Source organism: Micromonospora sp. R311 (assembly GCF_056780015.1).
On sequence record NZ_JBSWCE010000049.1, the window covers coordinates 12,324 to 29,576 of the forward strand.

Annotated in this window: 10 protein-coding genes, 1 tRNA gene and 1 pseudogene; 7 read left to right on the top strand and 5 right to left on the bottom strand. The window is 68.9% G+C overall.

Annotation, left to right across the window (positions count from 1 at the left end; translation table 11 throughout):
- Positions 1 to 225 carry a hypothetical protein gene (locus AC1WTP_RS30525; protein ID WP_120331783.1) on the bottom strand — a complete coding sequence of 75 codons (225 nt, stop codon included), beginning with the start codon at positions 223 to 225 and terminating at the stop codon, positions 1 to 3.
- A gap of 497 nt (positions 226 to 722) precedes the next feature.
- Between AC1WTP_RS30525 and AC1WTP_RS30530 the strand changes: the two genes are divergently transcribed.
- From AC1WTP_RS30530 to AC1WTP_RS30540, 3 genes are all read left to right on the top strand, one after another.
- On the top strand, positions 723 to 1,610 hold the full coding sequence (locus AC1WTP_RS30530) for a helix-turn-helix domain-containing protein (RefSeq protein ID WP_120331781.1): 888 nt from the start codon (positions 723 to 725) through the stop codon (positions 1,608 to 1,610).
- Positions 1,607 to 1,807 carry a DUF397 domain-containing protein gene (locus tag AC1WTP_RS30535; RefSeq protein WP_120331780.1) on the top strand — a complete coding sequence of 67 codons (201 nt, stop codon included), beginning with the start codon at positions 1,607 to 1,609 and terminating at the stop codon, positions 1,805 to 1,807. Before AC1WTP_RS30530 ends, AC1WTP_RS30535 begins: the two co-directional genes overlap by 4 nt.
- A 287-nt stretch (positions 1,808 to 2,094) precedes the next feature.
- A tRNA-Lys gene (locus AC1WTP_RS30540) sits at positions 2,095 to 2,167 on the top strand.
- 406 nt (positions 2,168 to 2,573) lie between these two features.
- Here the strand turns inward: AC1WTP_RS30540 and AC1WTP_RS30545 are convergent.
- The gene (locus tag AC1WTP_RS30545; protein ID WP_481652697.1) at positions 2,574 to 4,049 is read right to left on the bottom strand and encodes a tyrosine-type recombinase/integrase; all 1,476 of its coding nucleotides are present in this window, start codon (positions 4,047 to 4,049) and stop codon (positions 2,574 to 2,576) included.
- Between the two features lie 2 nt (positions 4,050 to 4,051).
- Entirely contained in the window at positions 4,052 to 4,450 is a 399-nt protein-coding gene (locus tag AC1WTP_RS30550) for a helix-turn-helix domain-containing protein (protein ID WP_481652698.1), read from the bottom strand.
- Positions 4,451 to 6,491: 2,041 nt separating this feature from the next.
- Between AC1WTP_RS30550 and istA the strand changes: the two genes are divergently transcribed.
- Together istA and istB are read left to right on the top strand one after the other, a co-directional pair.
- On the top strand, positions 6,492 to 7,997 hold the full coding sequence (istA, locus tag AC1WTP_RS30555; protein WP_481652699.1) for an IS21 family transposase: 1,506 nt from the start codon (positions 6,492 to 6,494) through the stop codon (positions 7,995 to 7,997).
- Positions 7,994 to 8,785 (top strand): IS21-like element helper ATPase IstB, encoded by a 792-nt coding sequence (gene istB, locus AC1WTP_RS30560; RefSeq protein ID WP_481652700.1) that lies wholly within the window; start codon positions 7,994 to 7,996, stop codon positions 8,783 to 8,785. Before istA ends, istB begins: the two co-directional genes overlap by 4 nt.
- Positions 8,786 to 8,791: 6 nt before the next feature.
- Here the strand turns inward: istB and AC1WTP_RS30565 are convergent.
- Positions 8,792 to 9,612, bottom strand: a pseudogene (locus tag AC1WTP_RS30565) (IS5 family transposase).
- A gap of 2,097 nt (positions 9,613 to 11,709) precedes the next feature.
- Positions 11,710 to 12,258 (bottom strand): IS1096 element passenger TnpR family protein, encoded by a 549-nt coding sequence (locus tag AC1WTP_RS30570; protein WP_481652701.1) that lies wholly within the window; start codon positions 12,256 to 12,258, stop codon positions 11,710 to 11,712.
- A 1,226-nt stretch (positions 12,259 to 13,484) separates the two neighbouring features.
- Here AC1WTP_RS30570 and AC1WTP_RS30575 point away from each other — a divergent pair.
- Positions 13,485 to 15,794, top strand: coding sequence for a TerB N-terminal domain-containing protein (locus AC1WTP_RS30575; protein ID WP_481652702.1), 2,310 nt, complete (start codon positions 13,485 to 13,487; stop codon positions 15,792 to 15,794).
- Positions 15,791 to 17,230, top strand: coding sequence for an ATP-binding protein (locus tag AC1WTP_RS30580; protein ID WP_481652703.1), 1,440 nt, complete (start codon positions 15,791 to 15,793; stop codon positions 17,228 to 17,230). The genes AC1WTP_RS30575 and AC1WTP_RS30580 overlap by 4 nt, the downstream gene beginning before the upstream one ends.
- Positions 17,231 to 17,253 lie beyond the last annotated feature (23 nt).

Genomic DNA, 17,253 nt, shown 5'->3' on the forward strand with positions numbered 1-17,253 from the left:
TCACGCCTCCGGCTTCGGGAGGGCGGCGACGTGGGCAAGTACGTGCCGGTGGGGTCCGGCTTGGCCGTCTGCTCGGATCTCGACGCCTTCGAGCCACACCCACTGCCCGTCGTACCAGATGCTGAGGTCGAGACGGACGCAGGTGATGCGCAGCCGTAGCGGGCCGGTGGTGTGCTGGTAGTCGCGTTCGCGCAGGTGGACGACGTCGCCGGGTGAGACGGTCACGTGGGGTGTGATCGGTGTGGGGGTCACAGCCAGCCCGTCCAGCGAGCCCGGCCTGGGTACGGACGGGACCTGCGCCCGCCGCAGTCAGGGCAGTTCAGTACCGAGCCGCACCGCGGGCACCACCGGGACTTGACCCTGAACAGGAGCAGTCCGGCGGCGAAGCCGAGCGCCGCGACCACCACCAGTACAAGGGACGGGACCACTACGTGTTACCTCCCTGACTCGGCCCCTCGGGGACGCAGCCCGCCTCGGGTTCCGGACTGCGTCCCATCAAGAGGCATCCGAGGCCGGACGAGCGGCGAGCCCCTGGGAGCGCGGGCCGCCGCCGTACCGCGCGGCTTTCGTGTGCCGCGCCGGCCTGACATGCTCATGCATATAGTGCCCACGCATTAGGGATAATGCAAGGCTTGCATTCGCATGTAGGTCACCTGCTCGGCCTGCCTGGATATTGCATCCGCACGGCAGGCACACTCTGACTACGACAGGAGCGAAGGGACATGGAGTTGTCAGCTCGACGGCAGCCACCCACCGTGCGCCTCCGGCGGCTCGCGGCGGAGCTGCGCGGACTGCGAACCACAGCCGGCCTCACGCGCGATGAGGTCAGCGAGCAGACCGGCATCAACCCCGCCACGCTCTATCGGATTGAGACGGCCAAGGTCCGCCCGCAGCGGCGCACCCTGATGGCGATGCTCGACAAGTACGGCGTCACCGACGAGGACAAGCGCAGCGAACTCATCGCCCTGTCGCGCCAGGCCGCGCAGCTCGGCTGGCTGCAGGCGTACGAGTCAGAACTGCCGGAGCTGTACACCACGTACATCAGCTTCGAAGCGGAAGCCCGCTCGGTACGCAACTACGAATCCCTCTTCGTCCCCGGCCTACTCCAGACCGAGAACTACGCCCGCGCGGTGATCCGCGGTGTCCTGCCGTTCGCGACCAACGCGGACGTGCAGGCCCGAGTGGAGGCGCGGATGCAGCGCCAGGAGTCGCTCCGCAAGGCCGACCCGCTGCGTGTCTGGGCGATCCTCGACGAAGCCGTCCTGCACCGGCTGACCGGTGGGGCGGAGGTCATGGTCGAACAGCTTGAGGCGCTGGTGGGGGCGGCCAACCAGCCGCACATCACTCTCCAGGTCATCCCGTTCACCAGCGGCGCACATGCCGGCATGCCCGGGTCGTTCGTCGTCATGGACTTCCCCGACCCGGCCGACCCTGCCTTGGTGTACGTCGACAGCATGGCCGGCGACCTGTTCCTCGAACGTGAGGCAGATGTTCGCCGCTACGCCACCACGTTCGAACACCTTCGTGCGACCGCGCTGGATCCCGCCAACTCGATCAAGCTGATCGAGGAGCAAGCCGCCGCGATCGGCCAGAAAGGAGGTACGGGATGACCCCCGCCGACCTGTCCCGCGCCCGATGGAGGAAGAGCAGCCGATCGAGCGGGAACGGCCAGTGCGTCGAGGTCGCCGATCTCGCCGACGCAGTGGCCCTGCGGGACAGCAAGGATCCGACCGGTACGGCCCTCGTCTTCAGCCGCACGGCCTGGATGAGCTTCCTGAGAGGCGCCAAGGACGGCTTCCTGTCGTAGTAGCGGTAGCAGGCAAAGCATCGGTCACGGCTCCTCCCGGTAATCGTCGGGGCATTCGGCTGGCTCCGGCTACTTCCGCCGTCACGTTGGTCGTCCACGCATCCGGTGGTGCCAGGTGTCGAACTGAAGTCAGGTCACACCATCGTTGACCCGTTCGTGCCGCCGTCCCACCACGATGCGCGCCGCACCGGTGACCAGCAGAGACGAGGCAGGGGTTGGCCCCCGGCAGGGCGTTGGGAAAGCCGTGCGCCGAGCGGGCACGGGCTCGGGTAGCCTTGTGGCTCGGCGGGCCGCTAGCTCAATTGGCAGAGCTGAGGACTTTTAATCCTTAGGTTCGGGGTTCGAGTCCCCGGCGGCCCACGTTTGAACTGGGAAAATAGTCGGGCATCACTGTTTCTCTCCGCTCTCGGCGTGGGCATTTGTCGGATTTGGGGCCTTGGTGTGCGAGCACCCACCGAGCACCCACCGATGGAATGACGCCAGGCGACGTCGCTCGCCGCCGCTGGTGGAGCGCGGCCCGGTGCCGCCGGGCGGCGCACTCGGCAGCGACGGCGTGGGCCACCGCTGCCCTTCGGCCAGGCCACCTGGTGGCGTCGGTGTTGGGTGGGTGGGGCGGAGCGCCCAGGGGCGGCTCCGGCGATAGGTGAACGCGGTGCTGGCTGTCTGGGTTGTGCGCGGTGGCCGGCCGGATGCGATCGACCCGTTCTGGCGTGTCGACCGCATCCGGCGTCGCTCACCATCGGCGAAGGCGAGTTGTGTACGCGCGTTACGCGGCTTGTCCGCGTCGTTGGCGGCGGGGGACGAGTTTGGCGGCGGCTTCGGCTTTGGCGCGTTCGATGTCGAGTTCGGCGATGACGGAGGTGTAGATGTCGGTCATGGCGAGGGATGAGTGGCCGAGGAGTTCCTGGATGTCTTTGAGGTCGGCGCCGGCTGCTTTGAGGTAGGTGGCGGCGCAGTGTCGTAGGTCGTGCAGCCGGATCGGGGGTAGTCCGGAGTCGCGGACGAGGGCTTCGAACCGGTCGGTGACGGCGTGGGGGTGCCAGGGCTGCCCGTCGGGCTGGACGAAGAACAGTCCGGTGTCGGGCCACGCGGCGCCGCAGGCCAGTTTCCACTGAGCGCGGCGGGCGTGGTGGGCGCGCAGCGCGGCGTGGGTGAAGCTGTCCAGGGACGCCACCCGGTTGCCGGATTCGGATTTGACCTTCTTGATCACGGGTGTGTAGCCGTGGGTGGTCAGCTGTTGGGTGACGCTGATCAAGGCGTTGTCGAGGTCGACGGCGGTGTCGGTGAGTCCGATGGCCTCGCCGCGGCGCAGGCCGCGGTGGACGATGAGCACGAACAGCGGGTAGAGGACGATGTCGTGGTCCTCGGCGTAGTCGAGGAACTCGCCGGCCTGTTGCGGGGTCCACACCATGACGGGGCTGGGCCGTTCGCCGGTGCCGCGCCATTTCTGTACGGCGTTGGCGGTCCACACCCTGGCTTTGGGGCGTGTCGCGGAGGGTAGTTCGACGTGGGCGGCGGGGTTGAAGTCGATGAGCCGGTTGTTGCTTCTGCGGATGGCGTCGTTGAGGGCCTTGCGCAGGGTGGCGCGGATGCGGTGCATGGTGGACGGCCGTGTAAGGCGCACGCCGCGGACGCTGGCGCGGATGGCGGGGTCGTCGCTTTGGCGGGCGATCTCGATGGCGGTGTTGCGGTCGGCGATGGCGGTGAACATCGCCTCGATGTGTTCCACCCGCAACTTGACCAGGGGGATGTCGCCGAGGTGCGGGACCAGGTGGATGCGGATGTGTGACGCGTAGGTCAGGACGGTGGCGGGTTCGATGCCGCGCCGTGCCGCCAGCCATGAGTGGAGGTACTCGCCGACGGTCGTCGCGGCGGTGGCGGGCAGCCCGGCCCTGACCCTTCTGGCGATGGTGTCGCGATCCGGCAGCGGGGCGCCGGAGGCGACGGCGAGGAGCAGGTCGGCGATCTCGGCGGCGACGCCCGGGTCGTCGCCGGCGAGCGCGAGGAGGCTTTTGGCGTGGTCGCGGTCGGTGGTGGCGGCGTCGCGAGAGTCGAAGGTGCTGCGCCGGAGTTGCCGGCGCGGCTGGCCGGGGTGGGTGGGTAGTTCGAGTTGGTAGGCCCACCGGCCGTGGGTGGGACTCCAGGCTCCGCCCGTGCGGCGGAGTTGGGGGCAGCGGTTGCCGATTTTACGGCCGTCGCTGTCGCGGCAGGAGCAGCGTTTGAAGACGGATCCTTCCGCCATGATCAGGTGTTCCCTTCGGTCGTGGTTTGCGGCAGCCGGTGGCTGCGGATTCGGTCCGGGGTGATCGACGCGTGCCTTCCACCCGCGATCAAGTCGCCGTCGTCGGGCGGTGGGGTGATCGGCTCGGGGTCGTCGGTGGCCGGCAGGTGCAGGGCGTGGAGGATGGCAGCGACCGGCACCCGGTAGCGGCTACCGAAACGCAACACCGCGACCGGGAACTGGCCGCGCTTGGCCAAGTCGTAGGCGACAGACCGGGACAGCCCGAAGATCCGCGCCGCAGTGGTCAGGTCGGTGACCGGGCCCAGGGCGCGAATCCGCTGCGCGGTCCATACGCCGTCGGAGCCGTCCGAGGACGGGCAGGCAGGAGGTACGGGACTGGAGTGGCGCTCAGGGGTGGTCATCGCGAAGTGGTCCTTCCGGTGGATCAAGAGACAGGTCGCCCGGCTGGATACGGGCGGACATGGTGAGGCCGCAGGCCCGACCCGACGCCGATACGGCAGCGGACGCCGCCCGGGGGCCGACGGCGCGCCACACGGCGGGGCGGATCGCCCGGCAACCGGATCGGTCAGGGTCCGGCCGACCCGAGACCCGGTGGGGGCCGACGAGGTGAAGGCCCCCGCTGATACGGCCGTGCTCGCTTATCTGGTGGTCGCGTCGCGCCTGCGACGCGCTGACACTCTTAAACCCGCGTTTGTGTGCTCTGGCGAACGCCTGCCCCACCCACAGCGACTCACAACGGCTCACAACGGCTCGCAGAGTTGCCTCTCGCGTCTCGTGTCGCTGGGTCCCGCGCCAGCCCACGCCTGTTCCCGCCGACGGGCCACCGCCACCGGCGCGCAGCGACAGAGGTATCCGTCGATGACATGGCCCAGTGGCCGCCGGGCATGTCATCGACGAACATGGCACTCCGCTCACGTCGGCGGCAGCCCCGTGCGTGACACTCACCCCGGTGGACGGACAACATGCCAGTGACGCCGGACATGGCCACGGTGCCGTGACACGGCACCGTGGCCGCCGGTGTCAACGGCGCAGTGGTGTCCGCGCCGCGTGGCCAGGTCGACTGTCACGACCGCGATGGCCACGTCGGCGAAGGACGTGTCCAGCGTGGCCACCCGCACAGCGTCCAGCGCCCGCGGCAGGTGTCCGCGAGCATGTCAACGCCCTGCTCAACGGCCCTGCCAGACAAAATGTCAACGACCGGCGCCGATGACATGGGTGGTGTTCCGGACACGAGGTCAGGGCGCGCCGGCGCGTGCCACGATCGCCGGCGACCCGTGCCGCGGACACCTCCGCGCGACCGCCGTTGCCGTGTCAACGGCCACGGTGTCAATCGGCGTTCTTCGTTGACATTGGGTGCGTGTCCGGACATGCGGCCGGCGAGCTGGGACGGCGGCGCCATGGCCATCACGCCCACATCAATCGACGGGCCTCTCTGACATGGCGCGGCGGCACCACGTGTCCGTCACGCCCGCGGCGGTGGCGCTCGGTGCTTCACTGCGTGGGAAGGCGCTGATGACGGCACGTCTGCCGCCGTATCACAGCAGCCGGAGGCAGACAGGGGGCTGCCGCGCCGGCCGTCGCCGACCAGGCTGGTGGGCGTGTGAGCCGCTATGGGTTCCTGTGAGCGGCTGTGAGCGGCGCGAGGGGCCTGGTGTCAGTGAGGCCGTGCTCGCCTCGGGGATGCCTCCTTGGGTGACAGGTTCCGCGTCCGCTCGCACTCACAGCCCTGCTCAGGGCGCAGATGGGAGATCCCACTGACCGCTGGCGCGCGCGGCGCGGCAGGCTGCTGTGAGTGGCTGTGAGTTCGGCAGGCGTTCGTCCGAGCACACAAACGACGGTTCATAAATGGGGGCACGGTAGGTTGCCCGGTTCCGTTGACCGCCCCTGAGGATCGCCCTTGGCGCTGTCGCCGCCCGGCAGCGGCGTCGCGTGCCAGCGCGTCGGCGGACCCGGTGCCCGCCAACCTCACTGCGCCTGGCCGTCACGTCGTCCACGAGGCGTTCCTCCCTAGCCTGGAGTGAGGTCGAGCGGCCCGGTGACCCGTGCCCGGGGCCCGTGTTGGCGTCGGTGTCGGCCCCCGTTGCTGGGTCGCCCTTGAACCTGACCCCGAAACGGACCCCGGACGCGGCTGTCACCGCAGTACACGCCGCCGGTGATCGAATCCGTCCCAGCCGACAAAGACCCTCCGGTCTTTCCCTTACCCAAGCGGGAGACCCAGACCATGTCCAACCATCTGCTTCGCGCCCAATCCACGCTGACCGTCCGCGACCACGTCGCTCGGCTGGCTGCCGACCACGGCGTGCTGACCGCGTGTCCGCGGCCAGTGAAAGATCCCCATAGGCGGCCATTTACCGCCCCGCTGGTGGCCAGGGTTCTCCCCGTGGATGGCCAGATATCTCCCCGCTGATCATGACGAGACGCTGGTCGGCGAGGGTCGGCGGCGTGAAGCGCGGCAGGGAGATCGTGGAAATTTTGGAGGCGTACGACCTCACGGGTAGTTACCGTGCGGCGGCCGAGCTGGCCGGGTGTGACCACCACACCGTGGCCCGGTATGTGAAGTTGCGGGCCGAGGGGCGCAGCCCCGAGGAGCGGACGCAGCGGGCTCGGCCGATCGACGAGTTCATGGACAAGATCGAGGAGTTGGTGGCCCGTTCGGGTGGCCGGGTCCGCGCCGATGTGGTGCATCGGCGGATCACCGCGATGGGCTTCGCCGGTGGGGAACGCACTACCCGCCGGGCGGTCGCCGCCGTGAAGAAGTCGTGGCAGGCGTGGCAGCGGCGGGTGTTCCGCCCGTGGATCCCGGAGCCGGGGCTGTGGCTGCAGTTCGACTGGGGTGAAGGGCCACGCATCGGCGGCCGGCGGACCACGTTGTGGTGCGCCTGGCTGCCCTGGTCCCGGTTCCGGGTGGTGATTCCGGTGCTGGACAAGACCCTGCCGGCGGTCGTGGCCTGCCTGGACGCCACCCTGCGGCGCCTCGGCGGGGTGCCGGCCTATGTGCTGACCGACAACGAGAAGACGATCACGGTCGAGCACGTCGCGGACATCGCGGTGCGCAACCCGGAGATCGTGCAGGTGGCCCGGCATTACGGGATGACGATCCGCACCTGCGTGCCGGCGGACCCGCAGTCCAAGGGCGGCGCCGAGAACACGGTGAAGATCGCCAAGGCGGACCTGGTCCCCACCACAGCGAACCTGCTGGGCCAGTACCGCACGTTCGCTGAGCTGGAGGCGGCCTGCCGTGACTTCACCGACGAGGTCAACGCCCGCATCCACCGCGACACCCGCCGCCGACCGGCCGAAGCTCTGCTGGAGGAACGGGATCGGCTGCATCCGTTGCCGGCGCAGCCGTTCACCGTCGCGTTCGGCACCACCCGCCGAGTGAACTGGGACTGCACCATCTCCGTCGACGGAGTCCGCTACTCCGTGCCCCACCACCTGGTCGACACTCGGGTCTGGGCCCGGTTCCACGGTGACGAACTCATCGTCACCGCCGTCGGCGACACCGGGCCGGCCGAGGTTGCCCGCCACCAGCGGGCTCAGCCTGGCCGCCCGTCAATTCTCGATGAGCACTACCCGCCCCGATCGCGCCAGTCCGACACGACCGAGCGGGTGCCGAGGGCCCGCACCGCTGACGAGGCCGCGTTCCTCGCCCTCGGCCCCGGCGCCGCCGCGTGGCTGGTCGAAGCCGCAGCCGCCGGGGTCCGCGGGGTCCGCCGCAAGATGGCCGAAGCCGTCGCCCTGGCCAAGCTGCACGGTGTCGACAGGGTTGACCGGGCCCTCGGGACCGCGGCACTGGCGGGCCGGTTCGCCGACAACGACCTGATCCGCATCCTGGCCCACCAACGCGACGACGACGCGGCACCAACCCGGGCCAGTGAAACCCACAGCCTGCAGCCAGGCACCTCCGCCTGGTCGACCTTCGGCACGACGACTGGAGAACAGCAGTGACCCTCACCCCCTCGCGGGTCACCGGACCGGCCGGTGACCCGCTGACCGAAGCGATCGAGCTCACCCGACGGCTGAAACTGCCGCACCTGCGCCGGGCCATGGCCGACCTGATCCCCACCGCGAAAGCCCAAAGATGGGACCCGGCCGAGGTCGTGCGCGTTCTGCTGGCCGAGGAAGCCGCCGGCCGGGACCAGGCCAACCTGCGCACCCGCCGCAAACGCGCCGCGTTTCCGGCGGGCAAGACCTTCGGCGACTGGGACGAACAGGCATCGTCGATCCCACGGCCGACCCAGGACGCGTTACGCAGCCTGGAATGGGTGCACCGCAAGGAGAACCTGTCCATCTGCGGCCCATCCGGCACCGGCAAGAGCCACTTCTGCGAAGCCCTCGGCCAAGCCGCCGTCGAGGCCGGCATGACCGTCGCCTGGTTCACCATCGAAGACCTCGGCGTCATGGTCCGCCGGCACCGGCCCGACGACTCCGTCGCCCGGGCGATGACCAGGCTGATCCGCACCGACCTGATCATCATCGACGACATCGGCCTGCTACCGGTCTCCCCGGACGCCGCCGAAGGCTTCTACCGCCTCGTCGACGCCGCCTACGAACGACGCAGCCTCGCGGTCAGCTCGAACCTGCACCCGTCCGGCTTCGACGAGATCATGCCCAAAACTCTGGCCACCGCCACCGTCGACCGGCTCCTGCACCACGCCCACGTCGTCGTGACCCAGGGTGACAGCTACCGGTTCAACCAAGCCACCGCCGGACAAGGCGTCAAAGCCCTGCACTAAGAGGTCCTAACAAAGTCGTACGACGTGTCGGTACGTGATGATGCAGGTGGCCAGGGCAAGGAAGGCTTCGTGGATGTCGTCGCGGCGTTCCCAGCGGATCCGTAGCCGTTTCATGCCGTGGTACCAGGCGATCGTGCGCTCGACCACCCACCTGAACACTCCTAGCCCCGAGCCGTGGGCCTGACCTCGGCGGGCGATCCGCGGCCGGATGCCCTTGGCCCGCACCGCCCGACGGTACTTGTCGTGGTCGTAGGCACGATCAGCGAAGACCTGATCCGGGCGCTGGCGGGGCCGGCCACGACGGCCTCGCACCGGCGGGATCTTGTCGATCAGCGGGAGCAGTTGGGTGACGTCGTGGCGGTTGCCGCCGGTCAGCGACACGGCCAGGGGAATGCCGGCGCCCTCGGTCAGGACGTGGTGCTTCGAGCCCGGGCGGGCGCGGTCGACTGGGCTCGGGCCGCTTTTGGGCCGCGTCGGGCGGCCCGCACATGTGAGGAGTCGATCACGGCGCGGGACCAGTCCAACTTGCCGGCCGCCTGCAACTCGGCCAGTAGCAGCTCGTGCAGCCGCTGCCACACCCCGGCCCGGTTCCACTCCTCCAGGCGCCGCCAGCAGGTCATCCCGGACCCGAACCCCAGCTCCTGGGGCAGGAACTCCCACTGGATGCCGGTGTGCAGCACGAACAAGATCCCGCACAGCACCTGCCGGTCCGGGATCCGCTTACGCCCCGGGTGCCGCGGGTTGCGCTCAGGTTTGGGCAGCAGCGGCTCGATGCGCTGCCACAGCCCGTCAGGCACGATCCACGGCGGCTGCTCGCCACGCCTCACGGCCCGACATCGTAGATCAACCTCTACAAGGGACGCGACATCCAGAGATCATTTTGTTAGGACCCCTAAACCAGCACCACCCGAGGGCGGGGAACTATCTGGCCGCCGTTGGAGAGAAACCGTGGCCGCCAGCGGGGAAAACTACTGGCCGCCTACGGGGAGATCTGATTGGCCGTTGACAACCGCGCCTAGATCGCCCACGCCCTTTCCCCGCCACTGGAGCTCACCCAACCCCGGCTGGACGGGATAGGCCGCTCCGCGCCGTGCTGTTCGCTGACACCCTCAAAACGGGCTCTGTCAGCTCAGGCGAACGCCCCCCTGATCTAACAGACCTCTAACAGCGGCGAGGCTGCCCTGACAGCCCTGGCAGGAGAATCTCGCCTCGCACGCCGATCTCACCGGTTCGGCGGTCGGGCGCGCCAGATGTCAGAGCATCGCGGCTGGATCCTGACGCTACCGCCGGACACCGGCCGTGACGGAAACGCCTGAACGCCGGCGGCCGGGGCCTCCCCAAGCTGCTTGACGGGCGCATGGCCGCTGAGCTGCTCTGTCAGACCCGGCGGCTGCCCTTGTCGGAGCCGTGTCAGATCGTTGTAAGAGGCCCGGGGCGTTCGCCAGAGCTGACAGGAGCCGGTTTGAGGACGTGGGAGTTTCCACGCGACGCCCGCAAGGCCGGACCGCGAACCCACGCGGGCCGACTGGGCCCGGGAGGTCGGCGTCGGGCTCGTCGATGACCGCCCACAAAGGCGGCGCTCGACGGCTGGCAGGTGAGGGGCGCGGAGAGATCGTCGGCGAGCGGCCATCCGGCGACTCGTTCTGGGGCTTCAGTGACCCCTTCGTCCGGGGCTTCACCGTGCCTTCACCACCCGCTCACCACCGTCGCACCCCGCGCAACGGCTGAAGGCGGCTGTCAGCGCAGCACACCGCCGGTAACCGGCCCTCGTGACCGGCGGTGACAGTTCCAGACTCCCTCCGAAAGGAGGGAGTCTCCTTCCGCTTCCTCCCCCAAGGAGGCCGCTGACATCCCACGACGGCAGGGTCGAGAAGGTCCCACGTGGTGACCAATGATCAGGCTGCCGCCCGTGGACCGGGCCGAGTCTGACAAGCGATAATGGGCGCGTGTCCGCGGCCGCCAGGACGACAACGACGTTCGCCAGACGCCGCCGTGAAGGTGACCGGCGCAAGCCGTTGACTTTTCATCGCACCAGAGCGATCGTCGAAGACCACCCACCCTCAGAAGATCAGCAACAACTCCCCGCCCGCAGCTCGGCGTCGCCCGCGTCACCTCGCCCACCCGCCCTCGCGGCCGGTCGGCTGGTTGCCGCCCCTCGCCACCACGCTGCTCGGCCGGACCCGGAGCCCCGAACGTGGACTTGGTGATCCCAGCCAGCCACGACGAATGATGAGCACATCAACCTCTACCGGCGCGACGGCCCAACGCATCTCGAACGCTCCGCCATGCGGTCCAGGCCCCGTGCCGGTGACGTAGACGATGCCCAGGAAGCAACGAACCGGCCCGTCCCGAACGCGGACAGCAACATCACGAGCACGACTGGAACCCGCCGCCTGCTCAGCACTGACGGCGGCAGCGCCGCCAGACGAAAGTGGCGCCGCCGCCGGGCAGTGAACCGCGACATGCGAAGAGACGACCGCAGACGGGCCCAAGATCGATCATAGGCGCGCCGAGTGGGCCAACACCCGGAACGGCGGTCACCATCGACCTACCAGCACGCGGTGGCACCAATTCACGCCCCGAGCGAGGGTTCCCGTCACCCTGCCGGCCCGCGGTTGTCAGCGCACCTCGAACTGACCCGCCCCCACCATCGGCCGTCTTGCCCTGCCGCCGGCCGCGTGCGCCCGAGCCCCAGCTGAGGCGCGGGAAGGCAACCTGCGGTTCCGCACCCGGCCCAGCGAGAGATGGCCTGCCGCCGAGCGCCCCAGGCCGGGGCACACGATCAGAGCCTGGCCGGCGAACAGGCTGCCTTTACCTCTTCCGGCCGGTCATCTCGTCGATCACAAGCCCGTAGCACGAACTCGCTCATGCAGAGGCAGGTCAGCACGTCAGGGCGCGCCCCGTCCGGCGACTTCGGGCCGTTACTACTGTCCGCGTTGGCGGGGTCCCCACCACGGCAGCAGCGGCGGAAGCTCGGCAAGCGGTCGCCGCGGCGCTTTTGGCGGCGGTGCCTCGCCGTCGTCGCCGTCCCAGCACCGTCCGTACTGATCGGGCAGGTCACCCCACCCGAAGTACGGCATCGGCTCGCCGGGCAGGCCGCCGAGCGTCTCCAGCGGGTCGATGCGGGACTCGGCGACCGTGCACAGGTGCGCCCAGTCGTCACCGAAGTCGAACACGTACGCGAACTGCTCACCGCCACCCAGGCGACTCAACTTGGTCCGGTCGCTGTCGACGCTGCCCTCGGGCGCCTCGCCGTCCCACAGCTCAAGCGGCGTGATCTGGGTCTGGTCGGCCAGCGTGAACATGTGCATGTGGGCCAGGTCCCAACGGGCGAACGCCACATCGATCGCGTCAGCGAGCTGGGCGAAGGTATGCGACCGGCTCGCCGCGAAGACCCTGCCCGGCCGAGGCCACAGGTCGACACCGCGACCCGAGACCAACTCGACCCGTACGGACAGCCAGGTACGCGCCACCGCTCACTCCCACCGAGAACCGTCACCACCACCGCCTGAACACTACGAAACGTCACCGGCGCGCTGGCCTCGGCCGTGGCCGGGGTCGGGCATGGTTGATCGGCGGACGTCCCATCAGGGAGCCCGTGACCGGCCAGCCTCGGCGCGCCGACGACAGGCCGAAGTCATATCAGGCAGTGGTGGCACTCACAAGCGTCACTGACGGCGGCATTGTCCGCGTCGTCGTGGGGCGCCGCCAGCCTGACAAGCTGCTTGCCGTACCAGCTTCGCGCGGCGGTTCGGCGGCAAGCGCTACCGAACCTTACCTCCGGCGATCGAGGGACTGCCTGAACCGCCTCCACGCCCCTCCTCACACCAGCGACCAGCGGATTCTCTGCCACGCATACCGCTAAGCCGCCAGCCCGGGATAGCCGCCCACGCGAGACGACTTGACCTTCTGCCAAAGGCGAGCGTCGATCGTGTCCTGTCCGCCCGCTTCTGGATGGCGGACGACATGACTTATCGACGAAGGGTTCCGCCATGCCTCGTGAACGCCTCAGCCGGCTCGTTGTGGCCCCCGACGATGTGACCGACCCGCTCCTGTGGCGGCTCGCCCTCGATGTCATCGGCGCACACCAGCCCGACAACTGCGGCAACTGCCGCAACCTACAGTGCGCCGGCCAGCGAGGCATGTGCGCCGCTGTCCGCACCGCCCGCCGAGCCATGGACCTGGCCCGCCCAGCGCGGCCAGCCGCCACCCCAGCCACGACCCGACGAGCGCATGGACACGCCGCCGTGGTCGCACCCCGGTCGTCGGCGTTTCGCGGCTGGTTCACCACCTCACGCGCGCGGCCACCGGCGTCCCCATTCCGGCGGCGGTCACCCCGGCCCGCCTCTCTGCCGGAGGCGGCATAGTGCGAGGTGACGTCAGGATCAACGATTGCCACCCCTGCCGACCCTCGATCGCCCATCCAGTCATTGATCGGGCGACGGCCAGCGTTGCGGTGTCCGGGGCCGACTGTCCTGGGCGGACATCAGAACCACGGTCCCTGATCCATCAGTGCCGCTTTCCGACCGAAAGTACGGTCCTCGCCACGATGGGTCACAACCTAGGCTTTGGTCCGCTCCATTCGCTCGCACCCGGGATGTGGCGGACATGTGCGAGGTTTGGCGGGTCCAGGAGCAGGCGGTGGGACGCCTGACTGGCATGGCGACAAGCGTCGCCGGTCATGGGTAGTGGGGGTTGTGTGGGTTTCTTCGACAGGTTCCGACGTAGCGCACCGCAGCATCAGGGACCAGGCCCAGCCACTGGTGTGGTAGCGGGGCAGCCTGCGCCCGCATGGCCCCACGCGACGGCACCCAGGCAGGTAGCTCCGCCGGTCCCGGCTGCGAGCCAACAGACGATCTGGGTTCCAGCCGGGCAGCCGACGACCGTCGCCGGGTACCCGATCCCGGGAGGTCTTCTCTATGTCGGCAAGCATCTGACAGCTCCCAATGGTCGGACCGAGCCTGCGCTCATTGACCCGACGCTTCGGATCGACAGGAATCGGCCAGACTGGGGCGGGAGCGGGCTGGACTACTGGCCGTCGTACGACACGCTCCCTGCGAGCAGCAGGGCCGCATACCTGACGTGGCTGGCCGACGGGCGCCGCTACGGCGCCGCGCCCATCGGTTACGTCTTCCTCTTCTTCTACGGCCTTGAGCGGCGCGTTCTGGTCGACATGCCGAACGACCGGGCGCTGCGGCGGGAGATGCCGGCGATCGCCGCCGAGGTCCGTCGGCTCCTTGACATCTATGGTGCCAACAGCTCGTTCCGCTCCTACGCCAGCAGATTTCTCGACGTTCTCGAGTTGATCGGCGCGGCTGAGTCCGACGCCAGTGAAGGACAACCACCAGCGCTTGCGTCTGACCGGTGGCCCATCCCGATGCAGCTACGACTCGCGTTGGGTGAATTCGCCGCCAGCGGCACTCCAGTGCCAGCCGCGTGGGCCCGTGCCTGGGCGTGGTATTTGCCGTCGCTGTACCCACGCACGCCGCAGACCCGTTGTCCGGAAGAGTTCGACCATCTGTTCGCCAGGCGGTACACGCAGCGGTTCAAGGACGGCTTCCGTGTCAGGCCGGGCAAGGCACGAATCGAGGTGACCTACCGTGCGGCCAGTGCGGGTATCGCCAGCGCCAACGTGCGGCTCGATCTGCCTGACGTCGTCGAACTGGCCGGACCGGCGCGCAAGCTGACCGAACTTGTCGATGCCGTCACCGACGACCTGGACGCCTACAGCCGATGGCTTGGCCGTAACCCGGATGGTCGTGGATCGCTCGCCGCAGCCGCAGTGCTGCCTCCCGAGCTGCTCGACCAACAGGCAGGGCAGGTCGGCGCCCTGCGCGCCTGGTGCGACGCTCGCCTGGCAGATGAGACCCACGTCGTCGTCGACGCGGCGGAACTCATCGCCTTCTGGCCAACCGCTCAGCCCGAGAAGATGACCAAGGCTGAGGCGGTGTCCCTCGCCCAACTCCTCGGGCGTGTCGGCGTCGGTGTGGAACCGGACGTCCGCCTCGGTGGATCAACACTGTCTACCGGTCCTGCCGTCCTGTTTCGCACTACCGCCGACGCCCCGCATACCGCAACGCCCGCCTACACCGCCGCAGCCACCCTGCTGCACCTCGCGGTCGCGGTCAGCGCTTCGGACGGCACCATCAGCGACCACGAGCAGCATCACCTGACAGCCCACCTCCAAGCCGCGCTGCATCTGACAGCTCCCGAAAGAACCCGCCTGCAGGCGCACCTACGGTGGCTTGCCGTCACCGGCGTCAAGCTCACCGGGCTGAAGAAACGCCTCGATCTGCTCCGGGCCGACCAACGTGAGACCATCGGCGACTTTTTGATCACGGTTGCCGCCGCCGACGGAGTCATCTCGCCGGAGGAGGTCACGAGCCTCACGAAGATCTACAAGCTCCTCGGCCTTGACCCGAACCTCATCTACGGCCGCCTTCACCAACAGGTCACCGGTCCCGCCGCTCCCGCGGCGACCCCACCCCCAGCCGCAGGGCCCGTCGTCGTGCGCCCCGCAGGGCCCGCCCCGGCGGGATACACCCTGCCGCCCGCACCGGCGGCCCACGGGTCACCTACCCAGGGCAACGGTCAACGAGTTCCGCCAGGGGCTGCCGGTGTCGTCCTCGACGAAGACGTCATCGCCGCGAAGCTGGCCGAGACGGCGGCCGTCTCGGCGCTGCTGTCGACCATCTTCACCGACGAGGAAGCCCCCGCGCCCCAGCCAAGGCCCGCTGCCCGTCACGGCGAACCAACAGCTCAGCCCACCACGCAGGCCCTCATTCCCGGCTTGGACGCGGTCCACAGCGAACTCCTGCGGTCCCTGGCCGCTCAGCCGAGGTGGACCCGCGCGGCGTATGAGGACCTCGCCGAGCGGCACGGCGTGATGCCAGCTGGAGCGTTGGACCTGCTCAACGAGGTCGCCATGGACACTGCAGGGGAACCTGTCGCCGAGGGCGACGACGACATCGTGATCAACGACTACGCGCTTCAGGAGCTACTGCGATGAGCGTTACCACCCCCACCGGACAGAGCACCCGCATCAGGCCCCGCGAGCGCGACGCGATCCTCCAGTCGCTACGCGCCGGAGTGGTGCCGCGCGCCGGGCAACAGCACGTCCAGGTGGGTCGGGCTGCGGAGGTGCAGGCACTTGTCGCCGACATCACCCGCATTGCCGACGGAGGGGCCGGCAGCCGTTTCGTCATCGGTGAGTACGGCTCGGGCAAGACGTTCTTCCTACATTTGATCCGCTCCATCGCGCTGGAGAAGCGTCTGGTCACCGTCCACGCGGACCTGTCACCCGACCGCCGGCTGCATGCCACCGGCGGGCAAGCACGCAGCCTGTACGCCGAACTGATGCGCAACATGGCCACCCGCGCCAAGCCCGACGGCGGCGCGCTGGCCAGCGTCGTCGAACGGTTCGTGACCCAAGCGCTGACCGAGGCACGCGACACCGGCCAGAACCCGCAGGTGATCATCCGCGTCCGCCTCGACGCGCTCAGTGAGTTGACGGGCGGCTACGACTTCGCCGACGTCATCGCCAAGTACTGGCAGGGCCACGACACCGGCAACGAGCAACTCAAGATCGACGCCGTCAGGTGGCTGCGCGGTGAGTTCTCCACCCGAACCGACGCCCGCAACGCCCTCGGCGTGCGCACCATCGTCGACGACGCATCCTTCTACGACCACCTCAAGTTGATGTCCCGGTTCGTCCGCCTGGCCGGCTACGACGGTCTGCTCGTCTGCCTCGACGAGATGGTCAACCTGTACAAGCTGGCGAACTCCCAAGCCCGCAACGCCAACTATGAGCAGATCCTGCGCATCCTGAACGACAGCCTGCAAGGAACTGCGTCAGGCCTCGGTTTTCTCTTCGGCGGAACACCCGACTTCCTGCTCGACACCCGTCGCGGCCTCTACTCCTATGCTGCCCTGCAATCCCGCTTGGCCGAGAACACCTACGCCACCGCCGGGCTCGTCGACTACTCCGGCCCCGTTCTGCGCCTGGCCAACCTGTCACCTGAGGACTTCTACGTCCTGCTGGCCAAGCTGCGCCACGTCTACGCCGCCGGCGACCCGGCGGCCTACCTCCTGTCCGACGAAGCCCTACACGCCTACATGAACCACTGCGCGTCCCGCATCGGGGACGCCTACTTCCGCACACCGCGTAACACCATCAAGGGCTTTCTGGATCTGCTCGCGATCCTCGAACAGAACCCCGAACAGGACTGGCGTTCCCTCATCGGCGCGATCCACATCGCCGCCGAGACGGACCCCGACCTGGAACCCCTCGACGACGCCAGCGACCCAACTGGCCGGCCTACCGACGAACGTCGAGGAGAATCCGCCTCCACCGGAGGCCACGGCTTCTCCCACGCGCCGGCCGTGACGGTGGCCGCCAGCCAACTGCCTCCCGATGACGACGAACTTGCTTCCTTCCGCCTCTGACCCCCAGCGGCAGCCCACGACAA

What these genes read in the sequence shown, in the direction of transcription:
- AC1WTP_RS30530 (WP_120331781.1), top strand. Translation starts at nt 723, where the DNA reads ATGGAGTTGTCAGCTCGACGGCAGCCACCCACCGTGCGCCTCCGGCGG.
- AC1WTP_RS30535 (WP_120331780.1), top strand. Translation starts at nt 1,607, where the DNA reads ATGACCCCCGCCGACCTGTCCCGCGCCCGATGGAGGAAGAGCAGCCGA.
- AC1WTP_RS30545 (WP_481652697.1), bottom strand. Translation starts at nt 4,049, where the DNA reads ATGGCGGAAGGATCCGTCTTCAAACGCTGCTCCTGCCGCGACAGCGAC.
- AC1WTP_RS30550 (WP_481652698.1), bottom strand. Translation starts at nt 4,450, where the DNA reads ATGACCACCCCTGAGCGCCACTCCAGTCCCGTACCTCCTGCCTGCCCG.
- AC1WTP_RS30580 (WP_481652703.1), top strand. Translation starts at nt 15,791, where the DNA reads ATGAGCGTTACCACCCCCACCGGACAGAGCACCCGCATCAGGCCCCGC.